At 41.1% G+C, this 22,429-nt stretch carries 23 protein-coding genes; 4 read left to right on the forward strand and 19 right to left on the reverse strand.

Annotation, left to right across the window (positions count from 1 at the left end; genetic code table 11):
- Nucleotides 1–274: 274 nt before the first annotated feature.
- From ACSQ8P_RS17500 to ACSQ8P_RS17520, 5 genes are all read right to left on the reverse strand, one after another.
- Nucleotides 275–610 (reverse strand): GerAB/ArcD/ProY family transporter, encoded by a 336-nt coding sequence (locus ACSQ8P_RS17500; protein WP_436236322.1) that lies wholly within the window; start codon nucleotides 608–610, stop codon nucleotides 275–277.
- A gap of 90 nt (nucleotides 611–700) precedes the next feature.
- Nucleotides 701–868 (reverse strand): hypothetical protein, encoded by a 168-nt coding sequence (locus ACSQ8P_RS17505; RefSeq protein ID WP_436236323.1) that lies wholly within the window; start codon nucleotides 866–868, stop codon nucleotides 701–703.
- Between the two features lie 93 nt (nucleotides 869–961).
- Nucleotides 962–2,059 (reverse strand): mandelate racemase/muconate lactonizing enzyme family protein, encoded by a 1,098-nt coding sequence (locus ACSQ8P_RS17510; RefSeq protein WP_436236324.1) that lies wholly within the window; start codon nucleotides 2,057–2,059, stop codon nucleotides 962–964.
- Nucleotides 2,060–2,091: 32 nt separating this feature from the next.
- Nucleotides 2,092–2,493: an SDR family oxidoreductase gene (locus tag ACSQ8P_RS17515; protein ID WP_436236325.1), complete on the reverse strand. Its 402-nt coding sequence runs from the start codon at nucleotides 2,491–2,493 to the stop codon at nucleotides 2,092–2,094.
- Between the two features lie 29 nt (nucleotides 2,494–2,522).
- Nucleotides 2,523–3,188, reverse strand: a complete 666-nt coding sequence (locus tag ACSQ8P_RS17520) for a GntR family transcriptional regulator (protein WP_436236326.1) — start codon at nucleotides 3,186–3,188, stop codon at nucleotides 2,523–2,525.
- Between the two features lie 291 nt (nucleotides 3,189–3,479).
- On the opposite strand from ACSQ8P_RS17520, the gene ACSQ8P_RS17525 reads away from it, so the two are divergent.
- From ACSQ8P_RS17525 to ACSQ8P_RS17535, 3 genes are read left to right on the forward strand one after another with little or no spacing between them, the layout of a single operon-like run.
- Nucleotides 3,480–4,967, forward strand: coding sequence for a spore germination protein (locus tag ACSQ8P_RS17525; protein WP_436236327.1), 1,488 nt, complete (start codon nucleotides 3,480–3,482; stop codon nucleotides 4,965–4,967).
- Complete coding sequence (locus ACSQ8P_RS17530; protein ID WP_436236328.1) at nucleotides 4,952–6,049, forward strand: GerAB/ArcD/ProY family transporter; 1,098 nt, start codon at nucleotides 4,952–4,954, stop codon at nucleotides 6,047–6,049. Before ACSQ8P_RS17525 ends, ACSQ8P_RS17530 begins: the two co-directional genes overlap by 16 nt.
- Complete coding sequence (locus tag ACSQ8P_RS17535) at nucleotides 6,046–7,194, forward strand: Ger(x)C family spore germination protein (protein WP_436236329.1); 1,149 nt, start codon at nucleotides 6,046–6,048, stop codon at nucleotides 7,192–7,194. The genes ACSQ8P_RS17530 and ACSQ8P_RS17535 overlap by 4 nt, the downstream gene beginning before the upstream one ends.
- A gap of 322 nt (nucleotides 7,195–7,516) precedes the next feature.
- Here the strand turns inward: ACSQ8P_RS17535 and ACSQ8P_RS17540 are convergent, their stop codons facing one another.
- From ACSQ8P_RS17540 to ACSQ8P_RS17560, 5 genes are all read right to left on the reverse strand, one after another.
- Nucleotides 7,517–8,761, reverse strand: coding sequence for an MFS transporter (locus tag ACSQ8P_RS17540; RefSeq protein WP_436236330.1), 1,245 nt, complete (start codon nucleotides 8,759–8,761; stop codon nucleotides 7,517–7,519).
- 455 nt (nucleotides 8,762–9,216) lie between these two features.
- Nucleotides 9,217–9,708: a DUF4309 domain-containing protein gene (locus ACSQ8P_RS17545; RefSeq protein ID WP_436236331.1), complete on the reverse strand. Its 492-nt coding sequence runs from the start codon at nucleotides 9,706–9,708 to the stop codon at nucleotides 9,217–9,219.
- Between the two features lie 307 nt (nucleotides 9,709–10,015).
- A complete protein-coding gene (locus ACSQ8P_RS17550; protein WP_436236332.1) occupies nucleotides 10,016–10,321 on the reverse strand; it encodes a stalk domain-containing protein in 306 nt (101 codons plus the stop codon).
- A gap of 39 nt (nucleotides 10,322–10,360) precedes the next feature.
- Nucleotides 10,361–10,837 (reverse strand): UPF0158 family protein, encoded by a 477-nt coding sequence (locus ACSQ8P_RS17555; protein WP_436236333.1) that lies wholly within the window; start codon nucleotides 10,835–10,837, stop codon nucleotides 10,361–10,363.
- Complete coding sequence (locus tag ACSQ8P_RS17560; RefSeq protein WP_436236334.1) at nucleotides 10,827–11,003, reverse strand: RDD family protein; 177 nt, start codon at nucleotides 11,001–11,003, stop codon at nucleotides 10,827–10,829. Before ACSQ8P_RS17560 ends, ACSQ8P_RS17555 begins: the two co-directional genes overlap by 11 nt.
- A gap of 157 nt (nucleotides 11,004–11,160) precedes the next feature.
- On the opposite strand from ACSQ8P_RS17560, the gene ACSQ8P_RS17565 reads away from it, so the two are divergent.
- Nucleotides 11,161–11,322 (forward strand): hypothetical protein, encoded by a 162-nt coding sequence (locus tag ACSQ8P_RS17565; RefSeq protein ID WP_436236335.1) that lies wholly within the window; start codon nucleotides 11,161–11,163, stop codon nucleotides 11,320–11,322.
- 155 nt (nucleotides 11,323–11,477) lie between these two features.
- Here the strand turns inward: ACSQ8P_RS17565 and ACSQ8P_RS17570 are convergent, their stop codons facing one another.
- The 9 genes from ACSQ8P_RS17570 to ACSQ8P_RS17610 all read right to left on the reverse strand — a co-directional run bounded on the left by ACSQ8P_RS17570 (nucleotide 11,478) and on the right by ACSQ8P_RS17610 (nucleotide 22,362).
- On the reverse strand, nucleotides 11,478–11,972 hold the full coding sequence (locus ACSQ8P_RS17570) for a phosphoglycerate mutase family protein (RefSeq protein ID WP_436236336.1): 495 nt from the start codon (nucleotides 11,970–11,972) through the stop codon (nucleotides 11,478–11,480).
- Nucleotides 11,973–12,451: 479 nt separating this feature from the next.
- Nucleotides 12,452–12,637: a hypothetical protein gene (locus ACSQ8P_RS17575; protein WP_436236337.1), complete on the reverse strand. Its 186-nt coding sequence runs from the start codon at nucleotides 12,635–12,637 to the stop codon at nucleotides 12,452–12,454.
- 30 nt (nucleotides 12,638–12,667) lie between these two features.
- Nucleotides 12,668–12,799, reverse strand: a complete 132-nt coding sequence (locus tag ACSQ8P_RS17580) for a hypothetical protein (protein WP_436236338.1) — start codon at nucleotides 12,797–12,799, stop codon at nucleotides 12,668–12,670.
- A 1,316-nt stretch (nucleotides 12,800–14,115) separates the two neighbouring features.
- A complete protein-coding gene (locus ACSQ8P_RS17585; protein ID WP_436236339.1) occupies nucleotides 14,116–14,427 on the reverse strand; it encodes a hypothetical protein in 312 nt (103 codons plus the stop codon).
- A gap of 156 nt (nucleotides 14,428–14,583) precedes the next feature.
- Nucleotides 14,584–14,919 (reverse strand): DUF1801 domain-containing protein, encoded by a 336-nt coding sequence (locus ACSQ8P_RS17590; RefSeq protein ID WP_436236340.1) that lies wholly within the window; start codon nucleotides 14,917–14,919, stop codon nucleotides 14,584–14,586.
- 152 nt (nucleotides 14,920–15,071) lie between these two features.
- Nucleotides 15,072–15,299 carry a hypothetical protein gene (locus ACSQ8P_RS17595; RefSeq protein WP_436236341.1) on the reverse strand — a complete coding sequence of 76 codons (228 nt, stop codon included), beginning with the start codon at nucleotides 15,297–15,299 and terminating at the stop codon, nucleotides 15,072–15,074.
- A 300-nt stretch (nucleotides 15,300–15,599) separates the two neighbouring features.
- Entirely contained in the window at nucleotides 15,600–16,505 is a 906-nt protein-coding gene (locus ACSQ8P_RS17600; protein WP_436236342.1) for a helix-turn-helix transcriptional regulator, read from the reverse strand.
- A 536-nt stretch (nucleotides 16,506–17,041) separates the two neighbouring features.
- On the reverse strand, nucleotides 17,042–19,642 hold the full coding sequence (locus tag ACSQ8P_RS17605) for a glycosyl hydrolase-related protein (protein WP_436236343.1): 2,601 nt from the start codon (nucleotides 19,640–19,642) through the stop codon (nucleotides 17,042–17,044).
- 20 nt (nucleotides 19,643–19,662) lie between these two features.
- Nucleotides 19,663–22,362 (reverse strand): MGH1-like glycoside hydrolase domain-containing protein, encoded by a 2,700-nt coding sequence (locus ACSQ8P_RS17610; RefSeq protein ID WP_436236344.1) that lies wholly within the window; start codon nucleotides 22,360–22,362, stop codon nucleotides 19,663–19,665.
- Nucleotides 22,363–22,429: the final 67 nt, after the last annotated feature.

Below are 22,429 nucleotides of genomic sequence, written 5' to 3' on the forward strand. Positions count from 1 at the left end.
GGCTAAAATTAAATTTCCAGAAATAAGCTCACTAATTTATTCAATCTAATTCACAAATGTTCATTTCAATAATACCACATATTGGAACTCCCCTGGTGAAAAACGGCTACTACTCCCCTGTCCGTTTTCATTACTAGAGTAGGAGGAGCTGTGAGTAGTAATGGCTAACCGAGAAACAGTCGTTAAACGAATTGTAAGTTCTTGTACGATAATTCGGTATAAGATATATGTTCTTAGCACAAATTTTTTAATCAGATTGATTTTTCAAGTTGTTTTAACTCTTTATCATCGACTTTCGAATTGAAGCAACACTTAGGATAAGGAGCGGGTACAGGAGCCCAATGGCTAAAGCGTAGGATATCCATGCTTTAGTATCAAATTCTGTCATATATGCAACATTTGGATAGACAACGAGCGAATAAACAACCTGAATCATCCCTAATGGCAAAACGATAGGACGATTATCTTTTATATTCAAAACCTGAGCTAGTCCAATAACGAAGCTATAAAAATAAAAGGTTGTCTTGAAGTAAACTGTTAGAAACCATATCCCCGCTATAAGGATTTCAAAACGTTGTAAAAAATCACCAATGTTGATCTGTTTAGCCAAAGCGTTTATAGAGTAACAAAAAAACATACAGCCATCCCAGAAAGTAAAAAAGCCGCGATTTTCGCGGCCATTAATGAGATAATGTTCTTGTCACCCGACACATCCAGCACCAAAGGGTCCCAAAGCGTAATCAATATAAGGTTTCAAATCATCCGCATTCCATGTGTCCGCAGCTGCAACTGTATATAATCTCGAGACATTTGAGTAAACATTGGGGTGCTGGGCTGCTGCAGCAAACTCATCTGCCCAGGCTCCCATTTACTTTTCCTTGATAGGCGGCTTGGCGAAATGATCATGTTGATGTGCGTCTATTTTCACCATGTTAGCGCAACCTATATGGATGTCGTAAGCCTATCTAATCCGATATTCTTGGAAATACCTTGGAAGAATAGTCGTCGAAGCTCCTGGCATTTGAGGCAATACGTAATGTCCATTTACCACCGTAGCCGGCTCTTCAAAAATATGACGAATCCATGGGATGTACTCAAGCATAATCGCGCCTGGCGTAGATGCGACGAGGTGTAGGTGAATTTGGCCCATATCGCCCACGTGCGGACAGATCGGCACATCATAGGAAGCTGCTAATCCTGCCACTTGCAGCCATTCGGTAATACCCCCGACACGCGTTACGTCTACTTGGCAATACTCAATAGCGCCTTGATGGATATAGTCTCTGAACGCATATTTGTTATAGACATGCTCACCTAAAGCAATCGGAACGTTTAACTCGTCAGCTAGCTTTTTGTGACCCATAATGTCATCTGGATTCAGTGGCTCTTCCAACCAGAACAGATCGAATTCTTCCAACTTCTTGCCCCACGTCATAGCGGTATTAATATTCCACTGTTGATTGACGTCAATCATGAAAATAACATCGTCACCGATCGCTTTTCTTACTGCTTTACAACGAGCATAATCCTCACGTGAATCCGGTTTACCAACTTTGATTTTAACACCCGTAAAGCCTGACTCAACAATCTCAGCACAATCTTTAACCAGACGCTCTTGCGACCAGTTCAACCAGCCACCATTCGTATTATAGGCTTTTATCGGTTGCGATTTTGCACCGCCAAGGAACTGCCACAACGGTTTATTCGAGGCTTTTGCCATAATGTCCCAAATCGCAATATCAACAGCTGCAAGCGCCATGTGCGTAACGCCGGATCGGCCGATCCAGTGCATTTTGCCAAAACGCATATCATTCCATAGCTCTCTTACCATAAACGGATCTTTGCCAATCAGAAGTGGCGCATAGTATTTATCGATTGTATCGACAATCATATCATCACCATGGGCACAAGTACCTGTATAACCGTATCCAACAAAGCCCTCGTTCGTAAAAATACGAACACCAGCTAATCCCCAGTGAGTTGCGATATTAATTGCATCTGTAATTGGTGGTGTAATCGGCACGTGCAGTACAAAGCTTTCAATTTTAGTAATCTTCATCAGAAACATCTCCCTATTTTGTATGTATGGAATTAATAACCAAGTGAAGCTCCGCCATCGACGGGAAGAGCAACGCCTGTAATGAAACCCGATTGAGCGCTTGCCAGAAATAACGCAGCTTGAGCAATTTCTTCCGAGGTTGCTGGACGGCCAATTGGATGCATATCATTCAAAATCTGAATCGTCGTAATCGGATCATCTTGCTCTTGAATCCAATGCTGTAGGAGGGGAGTAAAAACACCAGCCGGACATATACAATTCACTCTGACACCATCCGGCGCATAGTCTAAGGCTAATGCCTTGGTCAGGGCGACGACTCCGCCTTGGGCTGCGAATAATCGGACAATCGCTTCGCCGATTCCTGATCCGCCCCCCGTTACAATGACTACCTTACTTTGTAGGTTCATTAGCTCTGACTCATCCTTCATTATCATTTATCATGTATGATTTTATTGAAAAAAATTTATAGAAAGAAATTTCTAGTTCTTATGTGCGAATGTTTTAAATGCTGTAATAGAGCTTTTTCTGCAGCCTCAAAATTACCATGGGCCAACTCTTTTACAACGAGATTATGTTCATACCATTCTTCTTCAATCACTTGCATATCGATCTCTTTATGAATGAAGGATAAGTATCTCTGTATTTTTTCAATATATAAATGGATCAGTTGGTTCAAAGATTGGTTGTCACAGTGCTCCAGAATTAAACCATGCAATCTTTCGTTCATTTCGGCAATGAATTGAATTTGTTCTTCGATTTCCGTCGGTTTCCTGCTAGACCAGCTTTTCATCTCCTGCACCAGTTCCGCAATGGAAACACCCGGTATTCGAGGTGCTGCTTTCTTTATAGCCAAGCCTTCCAATTCTATCCGAATTTCAAACATCTCATCCAACTCTTGTAGCGACATCTCGGCCACATACATCCCTTTAAAAGGAACCGTATTGACCAAACCTTCTGCCGTTAACCTAGTAAGTGCTTCTCGAATAGGAATGTTACTGACTTCAAGGTCGCGGGCTAATTGATCAATATTGATTTTGCCACCAGAAGCAATGTCATGGTTAAGGATTCGTTCCTTAATCAACGTGTAGATTTCATCGGTTAGTACATAGCGGCTTAGGCTCTTTTTCATTTCTATCGCCTCAATATCTTGTAATTTATGTTATCAAGTTCTTCACTTCTCGATATCATTAATCATACATGATTTATTATATAAAATAAATAGAAATTAAAATTTGAATGCTCAAAGGATGCTTTCCCTCAGGCTTGTTCACTAGTGCTACTGGATTTAAGAATGTACTAACATAATTATCCAAGAAGTGAGGATCTTTCGCAAAGTCCATTTACCCCAATATCGAAAAATAATTATAGGGCTAATTGTTAATAATAGGTAAAGGAATATTAGCGGCGGGGTGAGGATGACATGAAATTCAACAACCTTAGACACACATTCATGGAATCTGAGTCCTCTACAATTGAGTTAGAGCCTGGAGATCTCGAATTTCTAATTACTCAGATCCAAGAACACTTATCTAACACAGAAGATCTGATGACGCATAACCTTGCATTTAACAATCAAGCTTGCGCATTAGTCTATATAGAATCCCTTGTACAGGCTGAATTACTTCAAACTAGCGTCATTCAGCCTCTATTGGATTCAAATTTAGGCGTAGTTGAGAAAATCGTAACATCAATCGAAGTCAAGCATTCCAATGATGTTCTTCAAATTGGGAAGTATCTACTAAATGGGTCATGCATCATGGTCATGGAAAATGAACCAATCGCATTCATGATGTTAGTCGCACAATCACATGTCCGAAATATCCAAGAACCCAAATCTGAACAAGTCATTCAGGGATCACATGAAGGTTTTATTGAAAGTTTGAGCACGAACATTTATTTGCTCCGCAATCGGATAAGAAGTCCTAAGTTTAAGGTGAAGTACTTTACAATCGGCCATGTCACGAATACAAAAGTCGCTATGATCTATATAGATCACATTGCTAATCCAACCATCATCGAAGAATGCGAGAAAAGATTAAGGTCTATTGATCTTGATTATTTATATTCCGCAGGAAATATTGACGAGATGATCGAGGAGCATCCGTATTCTCCTTTTCCTCAATCCCTACAGACCGAAAGACCGGATCGCGCTGTTTCTTATTTGATGGAGGGAAAAATTAATATTGTTGTTGACGGCAGTCCCAGCGTCTTGGTTCTTCCCACCACTTTTTTTTCATTTTATCAATCCCCCGATGATTACAACAACCGATGGATTACGGGGACCTTTTTCCGCTTCATTCGTTTAATTAGTTTTATTTTGGCCATTTCTTTACCTGCGGTCTATATTGCTACCGTGTCGTACAATTCCGAAGTACTTCCGATCGGGATCTTATATTCCGTAAAAGTTTCATTAACTTATGTGCCATTATCGCCGATCTTGGAAGCAATCACCATGCAAATCATTCTTGAATTACTGAAAGAAGCGTCAATCCGCTTGCCCTCCCCCATCGCCCAAACGATTGGTATCGTTGGAGGATTAGTTATCGGCACGGCCGTTGTGGAAGCCCACTTGGTTTCTCATACCATGATTGTCGTCATCGGATTGACGGCGATTGCCTCTTTTGCAACTCCGATTAATGAGCTTGGAACCAGTTTGAGGATTTTAGGATTTCCTACCATGCTTGCCGCTTCTTTATTTGGCTTTTTCGGAATTGCCATCATGATGATGATTATCTTTATTCATCTTTGCAAGATAGAGACATTAGGGATCGCTTATTTCGAACCATTTGGTCCTTTTACAGGTAAACAGAATCTAAAGGATATTTTTCTAAGACTCCCTACATGGAAGAACAATAAACAACCTGGCAGCACTAAACACTCCTTCTTTGTGAGGTGGAAGCGCCATTGAATCCTACGATAAGTAGAACTCACTTGTTTTTTTTGATCATCAAGACGCAAATTGGGATAGGACTGTTATCCTTGCCATCGAAAATTCAGGAATCCGCTAAAGGGGATGCTTGGATCTCCGTCCTTGTGGCCGGGGTTGTCATTCAGTTATTGCTTCTCGTATATTGGCAGCTGCTCAACAAATTTCCAAATCAGACCTTAAGTGAAATGACGGTTCGTATATTGGGCGTCTATGTTGGCAAAGCTCTAAACCTTATCTATTATGTCTTTTTCATCGTTATTGCGGGATATGCCTGTACACTTTATGTGAAATTAGTGAACACTTGGATGCTCGCGCTTACACCCAGTTGGGTATTACTTTTGCTCATCATTGGGGCTGGTGTCTATTTAGCCATTGAAAACTTGCGCATCATTAGTAGGTTTTTCATATTATGTTCCGTACTTTTTGCCCTACTGCTCTTGATCAGTTTTTTAAACTTTAGTAATGACATGCAATTTACTAACATTTTGCCGGTAGGTCAAGCAGGTAGTTGGCAAATCTTTAAGGGAAGTGAAAACACCTTTTTTTCAATGCTTGGTTTTGAGGTGATCCTCTATTTCTCTGCCCATGTCCAAAATAACCCCAAAGGGTTGCTCCGTGTCATCTCTTTGGCAAATGGCTTTGTTACGTTATTTTATACGTACTTTGTATTCCTTTGTCTGATCGGATTTAGTCCTATCGCATTAGCACAAGTGAATGAGCCCGTTTTGTTTATTTTCAAAGGGTTAACTTATCAATTGTTTGATCGTTTAGATCTAATTTTTTTGACAATCTGGATTATTCCAATGACCGTCACGATTGTGTCTTATCTAACCCTAGCTGGTAAAAGTCTAACAACCAATCAAATTTCTTATCGACGAATGATCGGGTTCAGTGGAGGACTTATCTTTCTATTAGCGTCCTATCTATCCGCATTGGAAAATTTTGATATCTTCAGCAAATGGTTAGAATATGGGTACCTGTTTATGATTGTCGTAATTCCATTCCTGTTATGGATAATGTCCTTCCTACTGAAAAAGAATAGAAAGGTCAAGTCAACATGAGAAAAAAATGGTATATTGCGCTTTGCTTAGGATGTTTCTCAATGACCCTCACAGGCTGTTGGGATATTCAATATTTAACGAGTAAAAAAATCTTAAACGGGATAAGCCTTGATGTTGCTGCAACAGACAACCAACTCCTCGGAACAGTGAGAGCTATCATCTTAGAAAGTAAAGGCGGCGGGCAATTTGATGTGAAGGATGAAGTCATCCAAACTACAGGGGAATCCGTTTCCCAAATCGGGTTCAAAATTGATAGTATGCTGCCAGGTACAATAGAAGCTACCAAAACGCATGTCATAATCGTTAGTGAAGAGCTGGCGAAGCGCGGTATGATCTCTCCTTTGGAATTTTTTTACCGAAATCCTAAAGGTTATCTGAAATCGAATATTATTATTAGTAAGGGGAAAGCTGCTGACATTCTTTCATTTCAAAAAATAGAAAATAGCCCTGTTGCTTTTGGCATTAAACAAATGATTGAAGGAGCCGATCGTACGACCGTCGTGCCAGAGCTAACGCTCTTTTCGTTATGGAGTCAAATCACTGATCCCGGTGAAGATACGGTACTTCCCATGATTCGTAGAATTGATAATAAAGCTCTTGTAGTTGACAGTACCGCATTATTTAATGATGACAAATATACCGGAGTGTCTTTGTCCCAAGAAGACAGTACACTCCTATTGCTTCTAAAAGATAAGCTAAACAAACACGCCTTTATGGATATTTCAATTCAACAGAGTCCTAGACAAAACATGGCTAACGAGTCAGAGACTGCTTCAATTACTACATTTGAAGTAAAGAAATTGAAGAGAGTATTCGACGTATCTGTTGATCCAAATACCCAAGAGATCGAATGCTCCATTACACTTGATATTTTTGGTGCCCTTAGCAGCTCCCCAGGCAGTATGGGGCAAAAAATTGATCGTGAACAGTTAAATGAAAATTTGTCTACTGCGTTAAACAAGCAAGCAATAACAGTGACAGATCAATTATTAAAGGCGAATTGCGATGCGTTTGGAATTGGTAGAAAGCTCAGAGTAAAGTACCCTGAGCTGTGGAAAAACATCGACTGGAATAACACATATAAAGAAGTGAAGTTGAACACGAAAATTCAAGTGCACATAACAAGTACTGGGGTTATTAGTTAATTTTTAGATGGCTGACTTAGCACCACGCCATTCCCTCTCAAAGGATGGGTTATTCCACATTATGCCGAGAGGGATTGGCAAATCTGTGATCGTAGCGTTCAGATAGATAAAGATGTCACTGTGCCGTTATCACCCGGTGGTGCGATGTTTTCCATAGTCTAATTCATCATGGCACGCCTTCCCATCAGTCCCATGTTAATTTGCAAGCAAATGTCAGTTTAAAGCGTAACAATGGAGAGTGTCCGCCTGCATCAGCCGTTTAGGTAACGAGTATGTTTTGTATCTACTCCGTATTTAAGGCAGCTAACAAACCAACATGGAGTCACTTCCTATTAACTTCTAAATGATCAACTATTTTTTTGGCTTCCCTACGCATTAACACGATCATCAAAACTATGCTTACGATGGAAGATATAATGATTAAGATGAAAGGCAGCCTAGGATCGATGGTATACGTCCATCCGCCGATTACGCCAGATGGAGAGATACATAGTAAGACAAGAAATTGCAGAATCGAAAACATTTTGGCACGTTGTTCGTCATCGATGGAATTTGCGACAATCGCCTCCAAATAGGGACTAGCAATAATACTGCCTGCAGCTGCAAGTATTGTACTGAATATCACCAGTGCAAATTGCCCTGGGGTAACGGCAATTAAAATAATTTTTGACACGATTGCAAGTGAAAATCCCCATATCATGTAACCTTGTGCCTTATTCTCCTTTAAGCGCGGGACAACTAGGAACATCAATGCGAGCATTGCTAAAGAGGATACCGCCGGAAATATTGAAATGAGTGCGTCGCTAATATTCAAAGCTTCAACAAGATAAATCGAGAGATATGTGTTTTGCAAAGTCAATTGAAAATTAAAGGAAATGTACACGCTAAAGACAATCATCAACGCCTGGTTTGACAGGATGGTCTTAACCGTATTGATATAGGCTTGAAAGGTGTCCTTCAGGTTATAAGATGCGCTCTCTTTTCTTTTTCGTATTCCAATCTCCGTCTCATGAGTCGCGAAGTTTCGGGCGAAGAACATTACCGTTAAGCTAACGCAAAAAATGGCGTACATAATACGCATTGCAGGGATAAGCGTGAAGTGGTTAACTAGCAGTCCACCCAGCGGAGCGAACAATCCCCCAATCACCCCGACGAGTTGCAGAATTCTAAATACGTTAGACCGATCATTTTGTGCGGTATCTTCGACCAACAAACAGTACCATGCTGTATTGGGCACTCTAAGGAAACTGTTAAATACGGCAGCAATCAGAAAATACCAGAAATTTTGCGATACAGTCCAGATGAGTGCAGCGGCACTCCAACTTATAAGATCGAAATAGAGAAGCGCCCGGCGCCTGCCCATCCGGTCCGTAAGGTATCCACTGATGAAAGAAGTAAAGATCTGCATAATCAGTCCCACTGAAGTAATAAAACCGATTTGTCTCTCACTGACTCCCAATTGGAACATATATACTGTTGCATACGTAGTAATCATACTGTACGGTAAAATAAACATCGGTTCATAAATTAAGCAGCCTCTAGCGTTCCCTTGGATTTTCTTAAACATATGAATCCTCCTAAACATTTTCAAAAATTCCTTTGAACGCCCACCAGAATAATATAAAACACTAATCTTTAAATTTTAAATAAACAATCAAACTAATGAATGCTAATACAATACACGATAAACAAAAAATCCGCAGTATCCTTAGACAATCCCCACCAAATTCGGTCTCCAGTAGTTATTTGAGCAGTGGACCAATAATGTAAATTGCCAGAAGTATACTGAAGACCATTCATCTTCCATATTTTGTGAAAAATCAACGAATACCTGCATTAAATAAATGATATCCCTTAGCGTAAAATGTTAGCTTTGATGTTTTTTGAGCTTTAGTTTCCCTTTTTGTCATAATATTACTCAGCACGCTTAAGCTCGATCCAGACTGGCCCTAACCAGGAATCGAAGGAACTTTATCATACCTTATCAACATTTTATATAGTGATTTTCCATCTATGATCAGATCAGCAAATTTTATGTTTATGTTTTTCAATCATATTAAATGTTAAGTAATGAACGGTTCCATCCTTCTTATCGGCTTCAAAAAACAAAACATACTCGCCGACCTTGTAATTTAGTTCCCAACCGTCCACTATAAAACTGAGTCCTTCGTAACTAGGCTGACCCAATGCCTTTTTCACTTCCTCAACGGAGTAATTGATGGTTTCTCCACCTACTCCTATTGCATATACTGTTTGGTTCGGACTAAAAAAGTAACTGTAATCAAACCATGCATCAAACTGGGTTTGTCTTTTTCCTGTTCGTTGTGGTTCCCCCCATGTTCTGAACACATCATTTTTCGTCGCGCCTATTCCGAACTCAATCCCTGGGAGCTCCCCTTGTTTGACTGCATTTAGAAATGCCTCATTTAGTTGTAACTTCTTGCTTAACGAAGTCTCATTTATTTGAATAGTCTTTGTGGCATCCTCATATTTGACTAAAGCCCCCAATTCCACATATAAGACCTAAAACAAACTTTTTCAAAACTCATAACTCCCATTGTTAGTTCAATAATAAATCAAACGAAGCGAACAAGTAAAAAGGTTTCCATAATTTAACTTTTATTATTTAGACTATTCCACCCTAATACTCGATAATTGAGAAAAAGGCTACCGATCTGCCGGTAGCCTTTTTCAGGTCGTTTAATGCATTAATAAAGAAACAATAACTGATAAATCCCCTTGCTTTTAAGTCTTCTTTGTTTAGTAATATTCCAGTTTTAGAGTACATTGCACGATTTTGTATAGGACTTTGTGAGATCCGCTATCGGTATCCATTCATCCTCAATTGGAAACCCCAATTTTTGGATATCAGATTTATTGACAAAGATATTATTTTTATAAACCAACATAGAGAATTCCCCTTTAGGTCTCTGGTACAGTCCGGGGCTTTGGTTAATTCTTGATATTGATTGCTATCAACTTGCTTTTGTTCAAAACTAATTGTTCTCGTTGTATCGTCATAACTAAGCTCGTATCCGAGCTGACCAGCTATTTCTCGTAATGGCAAGTAGGATGTTCCGTCAACTACTAACGGGTTGTTCTTTAGTTCCATCTCTTTTCCATTCACTTTGAATACATATACCGCGGCAGCCTTTAAGATCCGTTCTTAATCCTGAATTTCTATGTTGTGTTCCTTACACCATTCAATTACCAATTGCCTTATCTTACCTTCTTTGTATGTGTACCATTGCTTATCAACGCCAAGTTCTATTATTCTATCTTTAAATCTTCGAAAAGCTCCTCTACCTCGAATGGTGTCATCCAGTATTTCTCTATTTTTTTGATCCGGAAGCCTTACAATAAACTCCTCAATGATTTCATATTCATTGAAGTTGTTTCTTAATGTAAAGTCCACGAAAACCCCGTCTTCATCCTCAATTATGCTGATAGCTTTCTCAATATTCTCTCTTTGCCAGTCAGGAAATTTTTCAAATGGTTCTTCATCTTCTACAGTTCTCATTTCTTCTCTCGTTAATGTAATAACTTCGCCTGAATTAGTGTTTATAAAAGTAAAAGTATCATCAATTTGAAGCTCAATCTCACTAATTAGATCTTCCATTTTCACTGGTTTGTTATTCTTCAATTGATTTTGCCCCTTTCGATATTATTAATATTGTTATATTCCTAAGCATTAATCGTATTGTTCCTGGTACATCATTGTTGTTATTTTTATCTACTACTTTTAGACCAATTAATCTCTTACCTATGCTTCTTCCTTTGAAAATGTCCTTAAGTACATAATAAATCATTCCAAATCCTAGATTTTGACTCTCATTTCAATATGTAATAAATTTTTCCCTTAACAGCTTATTTACGAACTTTGTCAATAGTAATAGCCCGTACAAACATATTTAAACCAACTTGAATAGACTGGCTTATGACATTTAATATAAGGAGGAGATCACCGTGCATATCTATATCTCCCATTTCTTGATTCAAATTGCGGTGCTCATCATATTTGTTATTTCTGCTTATAGAGCCATAAGTTCAGTGAGCACTTGGAAATTGTTAGATTTCTTTTTCAATGCTTCAGTAGCGATTGTAGCTTTTGCGTATTTATTTAATTAACGGGGGTATTTCGTTAATCATGTATTTCAGTATTCAAACGCGCCAGTTAGCTTCTCCATAATTTGGCGTCACATATTGGAATAATGCTGAGGGAGCTGAGAAGGCTGCCGATCTATAGCATCAACAGCCTTCTTTCATTGAACAATAGTTCTGCGTCAGGTTAAATGACAAGTGCTATTTGAAAATTTTAAAATATCTGCTTTGGGATGATAGTGTAAGAAGTGAATCCCGGTGCTGTTGGTATGGAACCAGACATTATTATTTGAAGGTAACTGAAGGAAATTTTCAATGAGTTTTGTAATAGTTCCTCCGTGAGAAACAATGGCAACTCTTTTATATTGACTGCTATTTCCTTTTATGAAAGAAAAGATTTGTTGGACTCGCTCATAGAACTTCAAGTCGCTTTCATCAACTTTCTGCTCACATAAATCATCAAGATATTTCACTTCACAATCAACGATATTCGCTAAAATATCCGCCGTCTGCTTTGCACGTTGAAGTGTACTTGACCAAATTAACTCTGGTGGAAATTCTTTTGAAACACGTACAGACATTTTTTTACTTTGCTCAATTCCTAAACTTGTTAACGGTTCAAGTGCATTTACTATCTTATCCTCTGATTCACCATGTCGAATTACTAATATCTCCATTAGTTCACCTCAATTAACTGTTTCCATCTAATTTTACCATATGGATAAAATAGCAATGATGATCTTAACTGGCCCATTAGATTTAGCGGCGGGTTGAACTATAGTCTCCCGTTAGCGAAATCACCCGACCCTGGTTAATTTGTAATTCCAGTATGTATAATAGTGGTTAAGACGGGAAAGTCTTGAGGTCAGATAAATTGAATGAAATCATGAACTTAAGCGATAAGAAGTCCTCCTTTTGAAAATTAATTCTTATGTATATTTCACCATGAATTGTAGGTATCCTGCCCTTAAGTTATATGAAGAAAAAAAGGAATTGCCGCGAGGTAAGCCCCTCAACTGGTGTTCGCTGTTACGCATTTACTAACTGTAAACACGATTATGCTTGTGCCGCCGAACAAGAAAAAAACCCGCAGCATGAAGCATGCCGCGGGTCTCTAACTCGTATTACTTTAGATCGTTCCATGCCGAAGCTCAACTTAGGAACTGACATCTGTATCAATGATTTCATCCAGTTCTGAACTATGTTCGTTTGCGGCTGCAATAATTTCTTGATCGAACTTATTACTTCCTTGAATTTGCTCCGCGGCTTGGGCTTGATTGTTCAGTTGCTTAACAATTTGTCCCGTGCCATGAGCTCCTTGATGTCCTCTACTGGATGTCATTGTATTTATCCTCCAAATTCGAAAGTTGTTTTAAGCATCACCTGGTTGATCGTGTGTATTATTTTGTGCAGACTGGTCAGGCGATTTTCGAGTTCGAGATTGCAGTTCCTTATCTACGGTACGCTGAGATTTGGTTATCTTAGTTTTAGTTTTATTGGACATTGAGATTACCTCCTTTCTATCTTGATGAAATAAGCTTAAAAATTTAACCTATTCTGTGGGAAAGTTTCCTCAGGCTTTTTTAGGGCTTTATATGTGAACCATTTTGTTAACTAACCACCTTAATTAATATTTGCCTCATCAATTTTACCCTTTTGATTTGGTTTTTGGTTTTTTTGCTTTTCGGATTTCACGCTTTTCTTTTGATTAGTCATAACTTTCGCACACCCCTTTGAGTAATTTGAAACATATATATTGTACTCACTTAAGAAGTAATATAAGCAGACACATTGTGCCAATCACTTAGTTGGTCGGCGAAATTAAACAGTAATTTCTTACTGGGAACTAAAGCTTTTCAAATGAGATTATTCTTGCATAATCCTCCCTTAATCTCCACAAAATAAAGCACATTGAGAAAAGCCTAGTAAAAAAGACTACGATCACCTTTCGTTCAAACTGGCAAACCTTACATTGCTATCATTGAACAAATTATCTTCAGTAACTAACCAATCTGATTTTAAGCTTTAGTAATAAATACGAGTTTATTTCCTTTTGAAATAAGCAAAAATCAAGATCCAAAGAATGCATCCGAGTATAATTTGAACGCCACTTTCTTGAATATGAGTGCCATTCCCACTCAACAATATTCCCGTAAAAAAACCCAACATAAGACATACAAGTAGCTCAAGCAATTTGGCTGTCATAACAATCTCCTTTATTATAAATAACCTATTACAAATAGTAGAACGATGCTGCATAATGAGCTGCCGCGAAGTAAGCCTTTTCAGCTATCGTTATCCGTTAGCTTAGAAGTTTATTGGTTTTTCGTTTCTCATAAACATTTGGTAAATTTGAATCTTGAAAATAATCCTATTAGGAGAATACTAGCCGAGAATAATACTCCAAGGAAATATAAACTTAAATTATCAAACTTAACGGCGTATCCGACCCTTAAGGTTTGAATTAACGGAAAATAATCCATATTGTCCAAGTACAGATGAATTACAAATAACGAAAAAAAAAAACAGAATACCACTTACGATGGATATTATAAATATCCCTCCAATCTTCCATGCCTTTATTCTTTGATAAAACACATAGGGCATAATCAAAACGATTGGAAGGGAACACCAAAAGTAATAAAGAACTGCACCAATATATGGGTTACCAAATTTATTAGAAAATACTGTGGCTCCAATAAAAAATGATAGTATGAACGATATTAATACTGAGAAACAGCTTAAAAGTAAAACTAAAATTGTAAGTTGAATGAATTTACTTTTTTCAAAACCCATTGGTCTTCAACTCCTGTTACCTTGTTAATTCTTAAAACAGTAATTACTCCCCAAATCCAGAAATTGAATTGCTTCTACGGGACAATCGCTTACATAAATCCCTTTTTCAATCAAATCAGTGCTTCCTTTCCAAAGTGACTTCACACGGAAAGTAACGGCCCAATCGTATTTGGCAGTATTTGAATTGAGAGCTGTACCCATAATCACAATCGTGCTGTTCGCAAATTCTTCTTTTATTGCTTGTGGAGGTGCGTATGAAAGTGCGCTAACTGGCTCGTTCAGTTTGAAACTAAACAGCAAACATAAAACAAATAATGGTAGAATGATTTTTCTCATCGTATCAGCCCTTATTGACATTTTAGACTTATTTCGCAAACAAATGTTGCTACACAACTTGTTAGATAACTGCCCGTTATTTAAATGAAAAAGGAGCTGCTGCCGACCGCGGCGAGCTGCTCCCCTAATATTTTACCATTGATTCTACGGTCGAATTTATAACGTGACGGAGGCTTGCTTCAGAAGCCCGGACAACGTGAAGAGATCTGGAGTGCTCCCTTCCTTTAATTTAATCCACTTTCGTTCAGCAGGACCTTCGAATTCTTTCGGAAAGTCAATTCCGTTTGCATTCATGATCATAAAGGCAATCGCGTCTTTGGAAGGCGAAATGACGGCTGCATAATGTCCATTCTTCATAAAGTGTGGTTTCTTGTACTGAATGCGTTCTTCAGCTTCCGAAATCGTCTCATGAACCATGTTCCGTAGGGTCGAACTGATATCTGCTTGCCATTTCGGCAAATTTTCTATGTATGCCGTAACTTCCTGATTCATACTTCAAATCCCTCCAATTGGTATTATTTTACTCTCGCTAAAAGTATACTGTTGCTTAAATATTCCGTCAAACGGATGCTTTGGCATCCCCTATTCAGCTCTCGTTATCCGTTAGATTAACGAGTAATATATGTAGCTTATGAATATTTTAATCAGCAAAATGACCAAAGCTGCGAGCCATCCGAAAATAAAAACTCCTTGATTAATTCATCTCTTTTTTCTTTACCAACTAATATCCAAGTTTCTTGTTGGTATCTTGTCGTAATGAGTGTTTTTGCTGCTTCTATTTTTATATTTTTTCCAAGAGGGGAAAAAACCCCAATAATAAACACAATTAAAAACCCTACAATAATTTGTTTTAATGAGACACTAATTTTCATTACGGACACCCCCTTTTCAAATTAGACGAAACAGATCATACTTTGGGAGGTGCTGTTCATAATTTCAGTCCGATAAGTGCCAAAAGAACAGTTAGAATAGTGGGTTTTGATTTCTTCGAGGCAGATCGAGACCATTTCCAGGAATTACTTTCAATCTCTTTGAGCTCCTGATTATGTTCTCTTATCTTTTCCTCAAAAAAATAAGGATAATTATGCATGGTGTATACCTCCAATTCCTTGAAAAGCTGACTTGCCTTCTCTTTGAGCTCATTATAATAAAAAAAGTATGACAACAGTCTGTCATACTTTAAGATATCGATTCAACATTTTTTCAATCTTATCTTTGAGTAATTGCCTTAACGCGAAAGGTTCAAGAACCTCCACATCTTCACCAAAACTTAAAATCGTTTCAACTAACCATTCAACTTCAGAAGAATTGATAATGGTAACCGTAAGCGTGCCATCTTCATTGAAACATTTATCCTCCGCGTAAAAACAATCCAGTGCATGTGCCAAGGATCTGCCTGAGAAATGAAGAACAGCATCCACGATTTCTTCTTTCTGATAGTCCAAAGAAATATCTTGTAGAAGTGTTGTGTGGCTACGCTGGTATAATTCAGGCAAAGTAATCAAATTTAATATTCTTGTAAGTTTAAATACGCGATAATCGTTACGAGCCCTACAGTACCCATGTAAATACCAAGAATAATATTTAAATAGTAGGCCGACTGGTTCAACTATCCTATTGGATCTCTCATTCTTAGAATTCATGTATTCAAATCGAATGACATAGCGAGCCGTTATGGCTGCTCGAAGTGCATGGAGAGTTGCGTTGTTGGCTCGCCAACTTCCAAGATCCATGGTCAAGCTTGGCATCTTATCGCTTTGAATGGTCTGAAGCCTATGCATAGTCTCCGTTGCTCGGTCATCCTTGAACACCGTTGCCGTGCTGTGAAGAAGCGTGATTAATGACTCAATGTCGCTTGCATGCAATAAACTTTTCTCCATTTTATATTCTTTAATAATCCCATATCCGCCGTTGACGCCTTGAAAGGATACAACAGGGATTCCAGCCGCACAAATAACCTCTATATCACGGTAAATGGTTCGTTGGGATACATGATATTTGTTCGCAAGCTCTGAAGCAGAAATGACTTCGTTATTTAAAAGCGCATAAGTAATCGATATTAACCGTTCTAGTTTCATCAACATCACCCATTAAGTTTCTATAGAACTTGCTGTGCCACCAGCCGGAATCCTTCCGGATCTGCCAAATGTCGTTACTTTCTTAGCATTCGCGCAAAAAAAGAACATACGTTTGTGTTTATTACACCATAATTACCCAATAGTATCAAGCGTTTTATTCCGCTATCCTGCCAGTTAGCGTAATAATGGCTTTGTCGGGAATGAGATCAAGTTCTTGTAGAAATTTGGAATGGTATCAAGTTATTGTCATTTGGTTTTGACAAAAACTTGATACCATAAAAATAAAAAACCGCGATTTACGCGTTAATTAATGAGATAATTTACTTGTCACCCGACAGTACGTTAAATTAATTGCCCCCGGATTACGGCTTAGGCTTCCTCCATACAAGAAATTAAATAAGCGTTCACCTAATAGAGTGAACGCCCTACTATTTGTCACTTCGACTTTTATATCTACTTCAACCTTTATTGTGTACTTTAATACTTTAATGCCTCCCAACACTGGGCTGAAGAAGGAATCAACATTCGTTATGTCATCAGAAATGTTTTATTGCAAACGTTCGCATTTGGAACGGTCCAAGAGAAACCTCAAATCCATTAACTCGGTTGTAAGGAACTGGCTCAGCTTTGGACTGCAGTATGGCGTTTTGTTCCTGAACCGTAATCTTATCATTCGCGAGAACCGGCAGATGGATCAAGCCTGTTGCGCCATGGCCAGAAGCATCATACAGACGAAGTATCCAAGCATTTTGCTCGCAGCAATAATGGAAGGAAGAAATCCCAATTTCAGGTTTATCGGAACGAGGACCTTGGGCAATATTCATAGCGGCTGATGGACGGATTGCTGTAACGAACGGCATATTAAGCGATTCAGCAGCACGGTCGTATTCGGCGAAGTCCTCTGCTTCTTTCGAATGACGAGCCCGAATTTCATAGGTGTAATTATGGGTAACTCCCTCTTCATAGGCGAGATCAGACGGCGCCTTATAAGGCATTGCTGCAGATCGGGTCAATGCTAACCATGCTGTTGCTCCTTCTAATCCATTTCCTGGGATCCCCACATTATTAATCAATAACCTAGCGTCGCCGCTTTCGATCCGGCTCCAATTCTGCGCTGGGAACTCACCTTCGCCACGATCTACCCTGCCAAACGGGATTTGCTGCACCATGGAAGGCTGTTGAAGGTTGGTTGGAAAGGCGGCGATGACCCGGTATTGCTTCCCGGTACCCGTCAAGCTTGTAGTGAAACGCACACGATCACCATTCGCATCTAGTACGATACGTTTGGTATATGTCAATTTATTGTTCCAAAAGGAGATGGAACCGGTACTGCAAAGAACGACCCAATCCTGACCTTCCTCTTCAATCCGAATGCTTGATGTCGAGCTTGTGCTCGATTGACCGAGCCATCTCCGCGAATATGGCAGCTGTTCCTTAAAGCGGATGAGGCCGTTCATCGGTGTAGCTCCCGTATATGCCCCATTCAAGATCGGCTCATCGTAGAGCCATAGGTCTCCTTGATCACGCAGCAAAATAAGTTCGTTCCATTCCGTTCCGTCTTCTACCCAATTCCATTGCGCTTTGGATTCATTCGAGTTGCTAACAAAACGCTTAATGCCACCGTTGGAGGAAATATGCAGCTGCATAAAGCGGTTCTCAAATACATAGCCGCCACTTATTTCATGGAGCGTATAGCCATGAGAACGAGTGTCGTCCGCAGCATCTTCAGTCAGCTCCAAGCGGTATGCCATTAGTGTCAGTGCTTCCAGCTTATCGGAAAAAGCGACCCGCAGCTTGCGCGCCCCAAAAGCGTCCATCTCCACAATCGTGCACGTAACCGACAGTTCGGTACCGTCACCATTGATAACGCGTACTCCAGAGACTCCAGCGGTTGTGACAACGATATCCAGCTCAATCAGCTCTTGACGCACGAATCCGGAAGGATTAAATACATAGGCAACCAGCCCCTCGCCGATATGGTCCTGCATGCGATCTATTAGCGTTGCCGCAGCATCGCTAAGGTGACGCTCTGCCCGCTGATATCGCTTCATCGTATCTAGGTACCCTTCGTCCAGAATCGTCCCGCAGATGATATCGTGGAATTGATTGTAAAGAACCTCTTTCCACGCTTCCTGGATAGGGAAATCGACAATGGGTTTATCGACCTTGTCAGTTAGCAGCAAGACTGCTTGCAAGCGCTCAACGGCCTGCAGTCTCCATTCAAACTCACGGTTCTTTAGCTTAATGCCCATTCTTGAGCTGTATGTCCCCTGAAAAACAGGATTAATGTCACCTTTAAAAACTTGCAAAGACTGGGCATCCGCCTTCACGGCATCAAGAAATGACTGTGCCGTCGAGAACTGTACAGACATCCGCTCTTCTTCATATCGCTCGTTAAACGACCGAACTGCTTCCGCTGCTTCCCGCTGCGGTTTAGCCATGTCGCCTCCGTTCGGAAGCAGCACATGACAAGCTACGGAGGTAACATCTTGCAGCATCGTAACCTTTTGTCGAATCGTCTCCGCATTGCCCGCTTTCCCAAAATTCAACTCCAACGCGTTCTGCACATTGGATGAGAACATGATCAATCCATAGCCCCCATGAAGGCGATGCGCCCATACCTTCGTGCCGTCGAGGCCCTGCCATTGGAACGGGGTTGGCATGTTTTCGTCCGCTCCCCGGGAGAACACGTACATTTCATATCCAGTCTCTGCCAAAAGCTGAGGCAGCTGCGGATGATGTCCGAAGCAATCCGACATCCACGCAACACGCACATCTACGCCAAGCAGATCCCGGCATATCTTCCTGCCTTCTTGCACTTGCTTGATAAACGACTCGCCCGAAGGAAGATTGACGTCCGGCATGCAATACATGCCGCAGGCGATTTCAATTCTTCCTTCAGCGGCAAGCTTGCGAAGCCGCCCGCGCTGCTCGGGAAACCTTCGCCAGTACTCCTCAACAAGAATCATCTGTTCAATCATGAACGTATAAGCAGGCTCAGTCTCCATGATCCGCAGCGCTTCATGGATATGATCAAGCGCATCACGCAAATAATCGTCATATGTTTTTAAGTAAACCGTGTCATAGTGAAAATGCGGGAGCAGATGAATCACGGTAGGTTTTGTTTCGGAAGCCATACTGCCTCTCTCCTTCTGTCCTAGATGGGTTTCATTAGTAAGCTGCCATTTTCGCCAGCAGGAACCAGCACTTCATATACACCTGGCGTGACTTCACTGGCTTCAGCCACATGACCGTTCCATAATGCCGCGTATTGGAAAGAAGGATTCATCGCAACGATGATGCAATAACGCTGGTTTTCTCCCATTTGCCGCCCATTCCGTAACTCGATTTCACAATTTGTAAATGGTTCGCTAAAAGCTGATCTTGTCAGCCAGGTATCAAAGCCAACGGTTACCGTTCCTGGCTTGTAATAAGCGTGAAACCACGCTAATACCGGACTCGACAGTCCGCCAAAATGATGCCATCCCGCTCCGCGCCCGGTCGATACGATAAAATGCTCATAGCAGTTATAGGTCCGCCCCGTTTCTTTGCGCCAGCATTCCAAACCGGTCATCGCGATTTTACGCGCGTGTTCGGGGTAACCCAGGTCCAGCATCGTTTTCCAATAAAACCATTGATGCGGCATCCATACCGCACCGTTCCAATAGCCATCTGCACGATAATAGGCAGCCGAACGATCTACCGTGGACAGGCCGATCTCCGTCCACATCCGCTCATGAGCAAATAGACGCTCGACGAGCAAAGCTTCTTGCTCCCGTGTAGCAATACCCGCTACAAGCGGATAAGCGCCATCGAGTCCGCAGTTAAAATTCTCACCCGATTCGTGCCTTAGAATGCTCAGCGGGGAGCCGTCTGCATCATGCAGCACATAGCCGAAGTAACCTGATTGCGCATCCCACGCGTGCTGCTGAATCGCTTTTTCGAACATCCCGACCTCTTCGAGATATTGTTCGACTTCTGACTTTGCCTCGCCAAGCTCCTCGGCCATCATACATAACATTTTGGCGATGCGAATGCAATGTGCCGTATTGGATATTGGAGCAGTGATGGCGGCAATTCCTTCCTGGTGAACATGAACCTGTGGCGGATAATCATCCCATCCTCCTGAGTTATAGAAGTAGTCCCAAGTCGTGATCAGATTGGAGGATAACTTACGCGTGATACTACTCTCTGCGAAGCCGCTTAAAAATTTGTAATACTGCTTCAACCTTGGATAAAAGTGGGTAAGCCACTCCCTGTTTTGCGTCTTATTCCATAGCTCATGGAAAAGATAATGCTGAACCGGTACGGGACTGCCATGATGCACGAACGCCGCTTGCGAATCGCCGGGCTCAGTCACATACGTGTTTAAGCATTCAATCGCCCTCTCCAGGTCGAGTTCGGCGAGTCCGATCCCCACAAATCCAGAATCCCACGTATATAGGCAATCCCACCAACGGCCCGGCGTATGGTGCTTGATGTACGATTTTTTCATATAAACAGGATAAACAATATTCGTAAGCATCGTAGCCGCCATTAACTGTTGGCCGAACAAATAGGGTTCTCCGGCCGCCGTCACTTGAGGCGCGAAGGCTTTAGCATGAGCTTTTGACCTCAGCTCCTCCAAGGCAGCAACATTCATTTTTTCGCATTCCAGCATACGGTTAAGTTCAGACTCTTGTCCGCTTGCGACAACGGCGTAAAGCTTTATCCGTTCCCAGGCAGGCACTAATATAGGACGAAGAAAGACGTTTGTGAAATGCCCTTCACCCGGTCCGTGAAACACACTGTGAACATGATGATGAACGATATATCGCATATAGCGGTCCAACTCGCCGGCATAAATCTCCCTTACTTCGTAGTCATCCGAAAACCAGCGAATACCATATGCGTGGTCAACGTCATCATAGCGCAGCAAAATACTTTTATCTACAGGTCCCTCTGAGATACTCGGAACCGAGCTCCATGCCTCGGCTATGACCTCGGATTTGCCAACCGCTTCCGCTTCCCCGATGAAGAATCCGTCTAATTCGACCTCTGTGCTACCCTCTGAGATGAACACGATCTCAGCTTCTTCAGAAATACGGCCAAGAGCGAGCTCTACATAAGCAAAATCGCCCGTCCCAGCAAGTGCTAACGAAGCCTCTACGGCTCCTTCCAGTCTCCAATAACTACGGCTTCCTGCCGCAATCCGATAGCGCAGCTTCAATACGCTCCCGCAATCTTCGGAAGGCATTGTGCAGCGGAATTCAATACGATCGCCTGCGTCTTTACCGAAACCGCGCCCGACACCCGATCCGCCAACGAAACCTTGCCCGCGAATCTCTCCACGGAGCAACGCGTCATAAACCAGTCCATCGTCATGCCTTGGAATAGCGAAGCGAAGCTCCGAATAGTCCAATCCATCCACCCAAATTGCACCCGGGGCAGGTAGAGATTTACTCAATTCAAGTCGATCCCCGTGCGGCTTCACTTGCGGCATGTGGAGAGAGCCCATCAGATGCAGCACGAGGTTCTGCTCGCTATCTGTCTGATTGACCGCTTCGCAGCACATTAACCGAGTGTGTTCGTCTATTTTGGTAAAGGAGATATCACAGTACACCTGATCCTTCCACTCCAGCTCATGTCGATGGCTGTAATAGGACAAATCGGTCGCCGCTTCCCAAGGATGGTAACCACTTTCCCACATAACGTTCGGGATATCAATTTTTCTCCTGTAAAAGCCAGGAATGACACTTAAATCGAATCGTATTCCTTTCGACGAATCGGCTACATGCGAAATGCCCATATATGATTTTGTATACGGTCCCCACTCATCAAGGCTAATTAAATCATGCGTCCCTGCCAACTGCTTCATTTTAATTCCATCTCCTTCACGTTGTTGGTTCTAAAAAAAGAACCCTCCGTAACCGGAAGGTTCTTCC

Source organism: Paenibacillus sp. LjRoot153, assembly GCF_964253085.1.
In the GTDB taxonomy this organism is placed as follows: domain Bacteria; phylum Bacillota; class Bacilli; order Paenibacillales; family NBRC-103111; genus Paenibacillus_E.

What these genes read in the sequence shown, in the direction of transcription:
- ACSQ8P_RS17610 (WP_436236344.1), bottom strand. Translation starts at nt 22,362, where the DNA reads ATGAAGCAGTTGGCAGGGACGCATGATTTAATTAGCCTTGATGAGTGG.
- ACSQ8P_RS17605 (WP_436236343.1), bottom strand. Translation starts at nt 19,642, where the DNA reads ATGGCTTCCGAAACAAAACCTACCGTGATTCATCTGCTCCCGCATTTT.
- ACSQ8P_RS17585 (WP_436236339.1), bottom strand. Translation starts at nt 14,427, where the DNA reads ATGAGAAAAATCATTCTACCATTATTTGTTTTATGTTTGCTGTTTAGT.
- ACSQ8P_RS17515 (WP_436236325.1), bottom strand. Translation starts at nt 2,493, where the DNA reads ATGATAATGAAGGATGAGTCAGAGCTAATGAACCTACAAAGTAAGGTA.
- ACSQ8P_RS17590 (WP_436236340.1), bottom strand. Translation starts at nt 14,919, where the DNA reads ATGAATCAGGAAGTTACGGCATACATAGAAAATTTGCCGAAATGGCAA.
- ACSQ8P_RS17580 (WP_436236338.1), bottom strand. Translation starts at nt 12,799, where the DNA reads ATGTCCAATAAAACTAAAACTAAGATAACCAAATCTCAGCGTACCGTA.
- ACSQ8P_RS17575 (WP_436236337.1), bottom strand. Translation starts at nt 12,637, where the DNA reads ATGACATCCAGTAGAGGACATCAAGGAGCTCATGGCACGGGACAAATT.
- ACSQ8P_RS17595 (WP_436236341.1), bottom strand. Translation starts at nt 15,299, where the DNA reads ATGAAAATTAGTGTCTCATTAAAACAAATTATTGTAGGGTTTTTAATT.
- ACSQ8P_RS17535 (WP_436236329.1), top strand. Translation starts at nt 6,046, where the DNA reads ATGAGAAAAAAATGGTATATTGCGCTTTGCTTAGGATGTTTCTCAATG.
- ACSQ8P_RS17505 (WP_436236323.1), bottom strand. Translation starts at nt 868, where the DNA reads ATGGGAGCCTGGGCAGATGAGTTTGCTGCAGCAGCCCAGCACCCCAAT.
- ACSQ8P_RS17540 (WP_436236330.1), bottom strand. Translation starts at nt 8,761, where the DNA reads ATGTTTAAGAAAATCCAAGGGAACGCTAGAGGCTGCTTAATTTATGAA.
- ACSQ8P_RS17510 (WP_436236324.1), bottom strand. Translation starts at nt 2,059, where the DNA reads ATGAAGATTACTAAAATTGAAAGCTTTGTACTGCACGTGCCGATTACA.
- ACSQ8P_RS17525 (WP_436236327.1), top strand. Translation starts at nt 3,480, where the DNA reads ATGAAATTCAACAACCTTAGACACACATTCATGGAATCTGAGTCCTCT.
- ACSQ8P_RS17600 (WP_436236342.1), bottom strand. Translation starts at nt 16,505, where the DNA reads ATGAAACTAGAACGGTTAATATCGATTACTTATGCGCTTTTAAATAAC.
- ACSQ8P_RS17560 (WP_436236334.1), bottom strand. Translation starts at nt 11,003, where the DNA reads ATGATTTATTATGTACTTAAGGACATTTTCAAAGGAAGAAGCATAGGT.
- ACSQ8P_RS17570 (WP_436236336.1), bottom strand. Translation starts at nt 11,972, where the DNA reads ATGGAGATATTAGTAATTCGACATGGTGAATCAGAGGATAAGATAGTA.
- ACSQ8P_RS17520 (WP_436236326.1), bottom strand. Translation starts at nt 3,188, where the DNA reads ATGAAAAAGAGCCTAAGCCGCTATGTACTAACCGATGAAATCTACACG.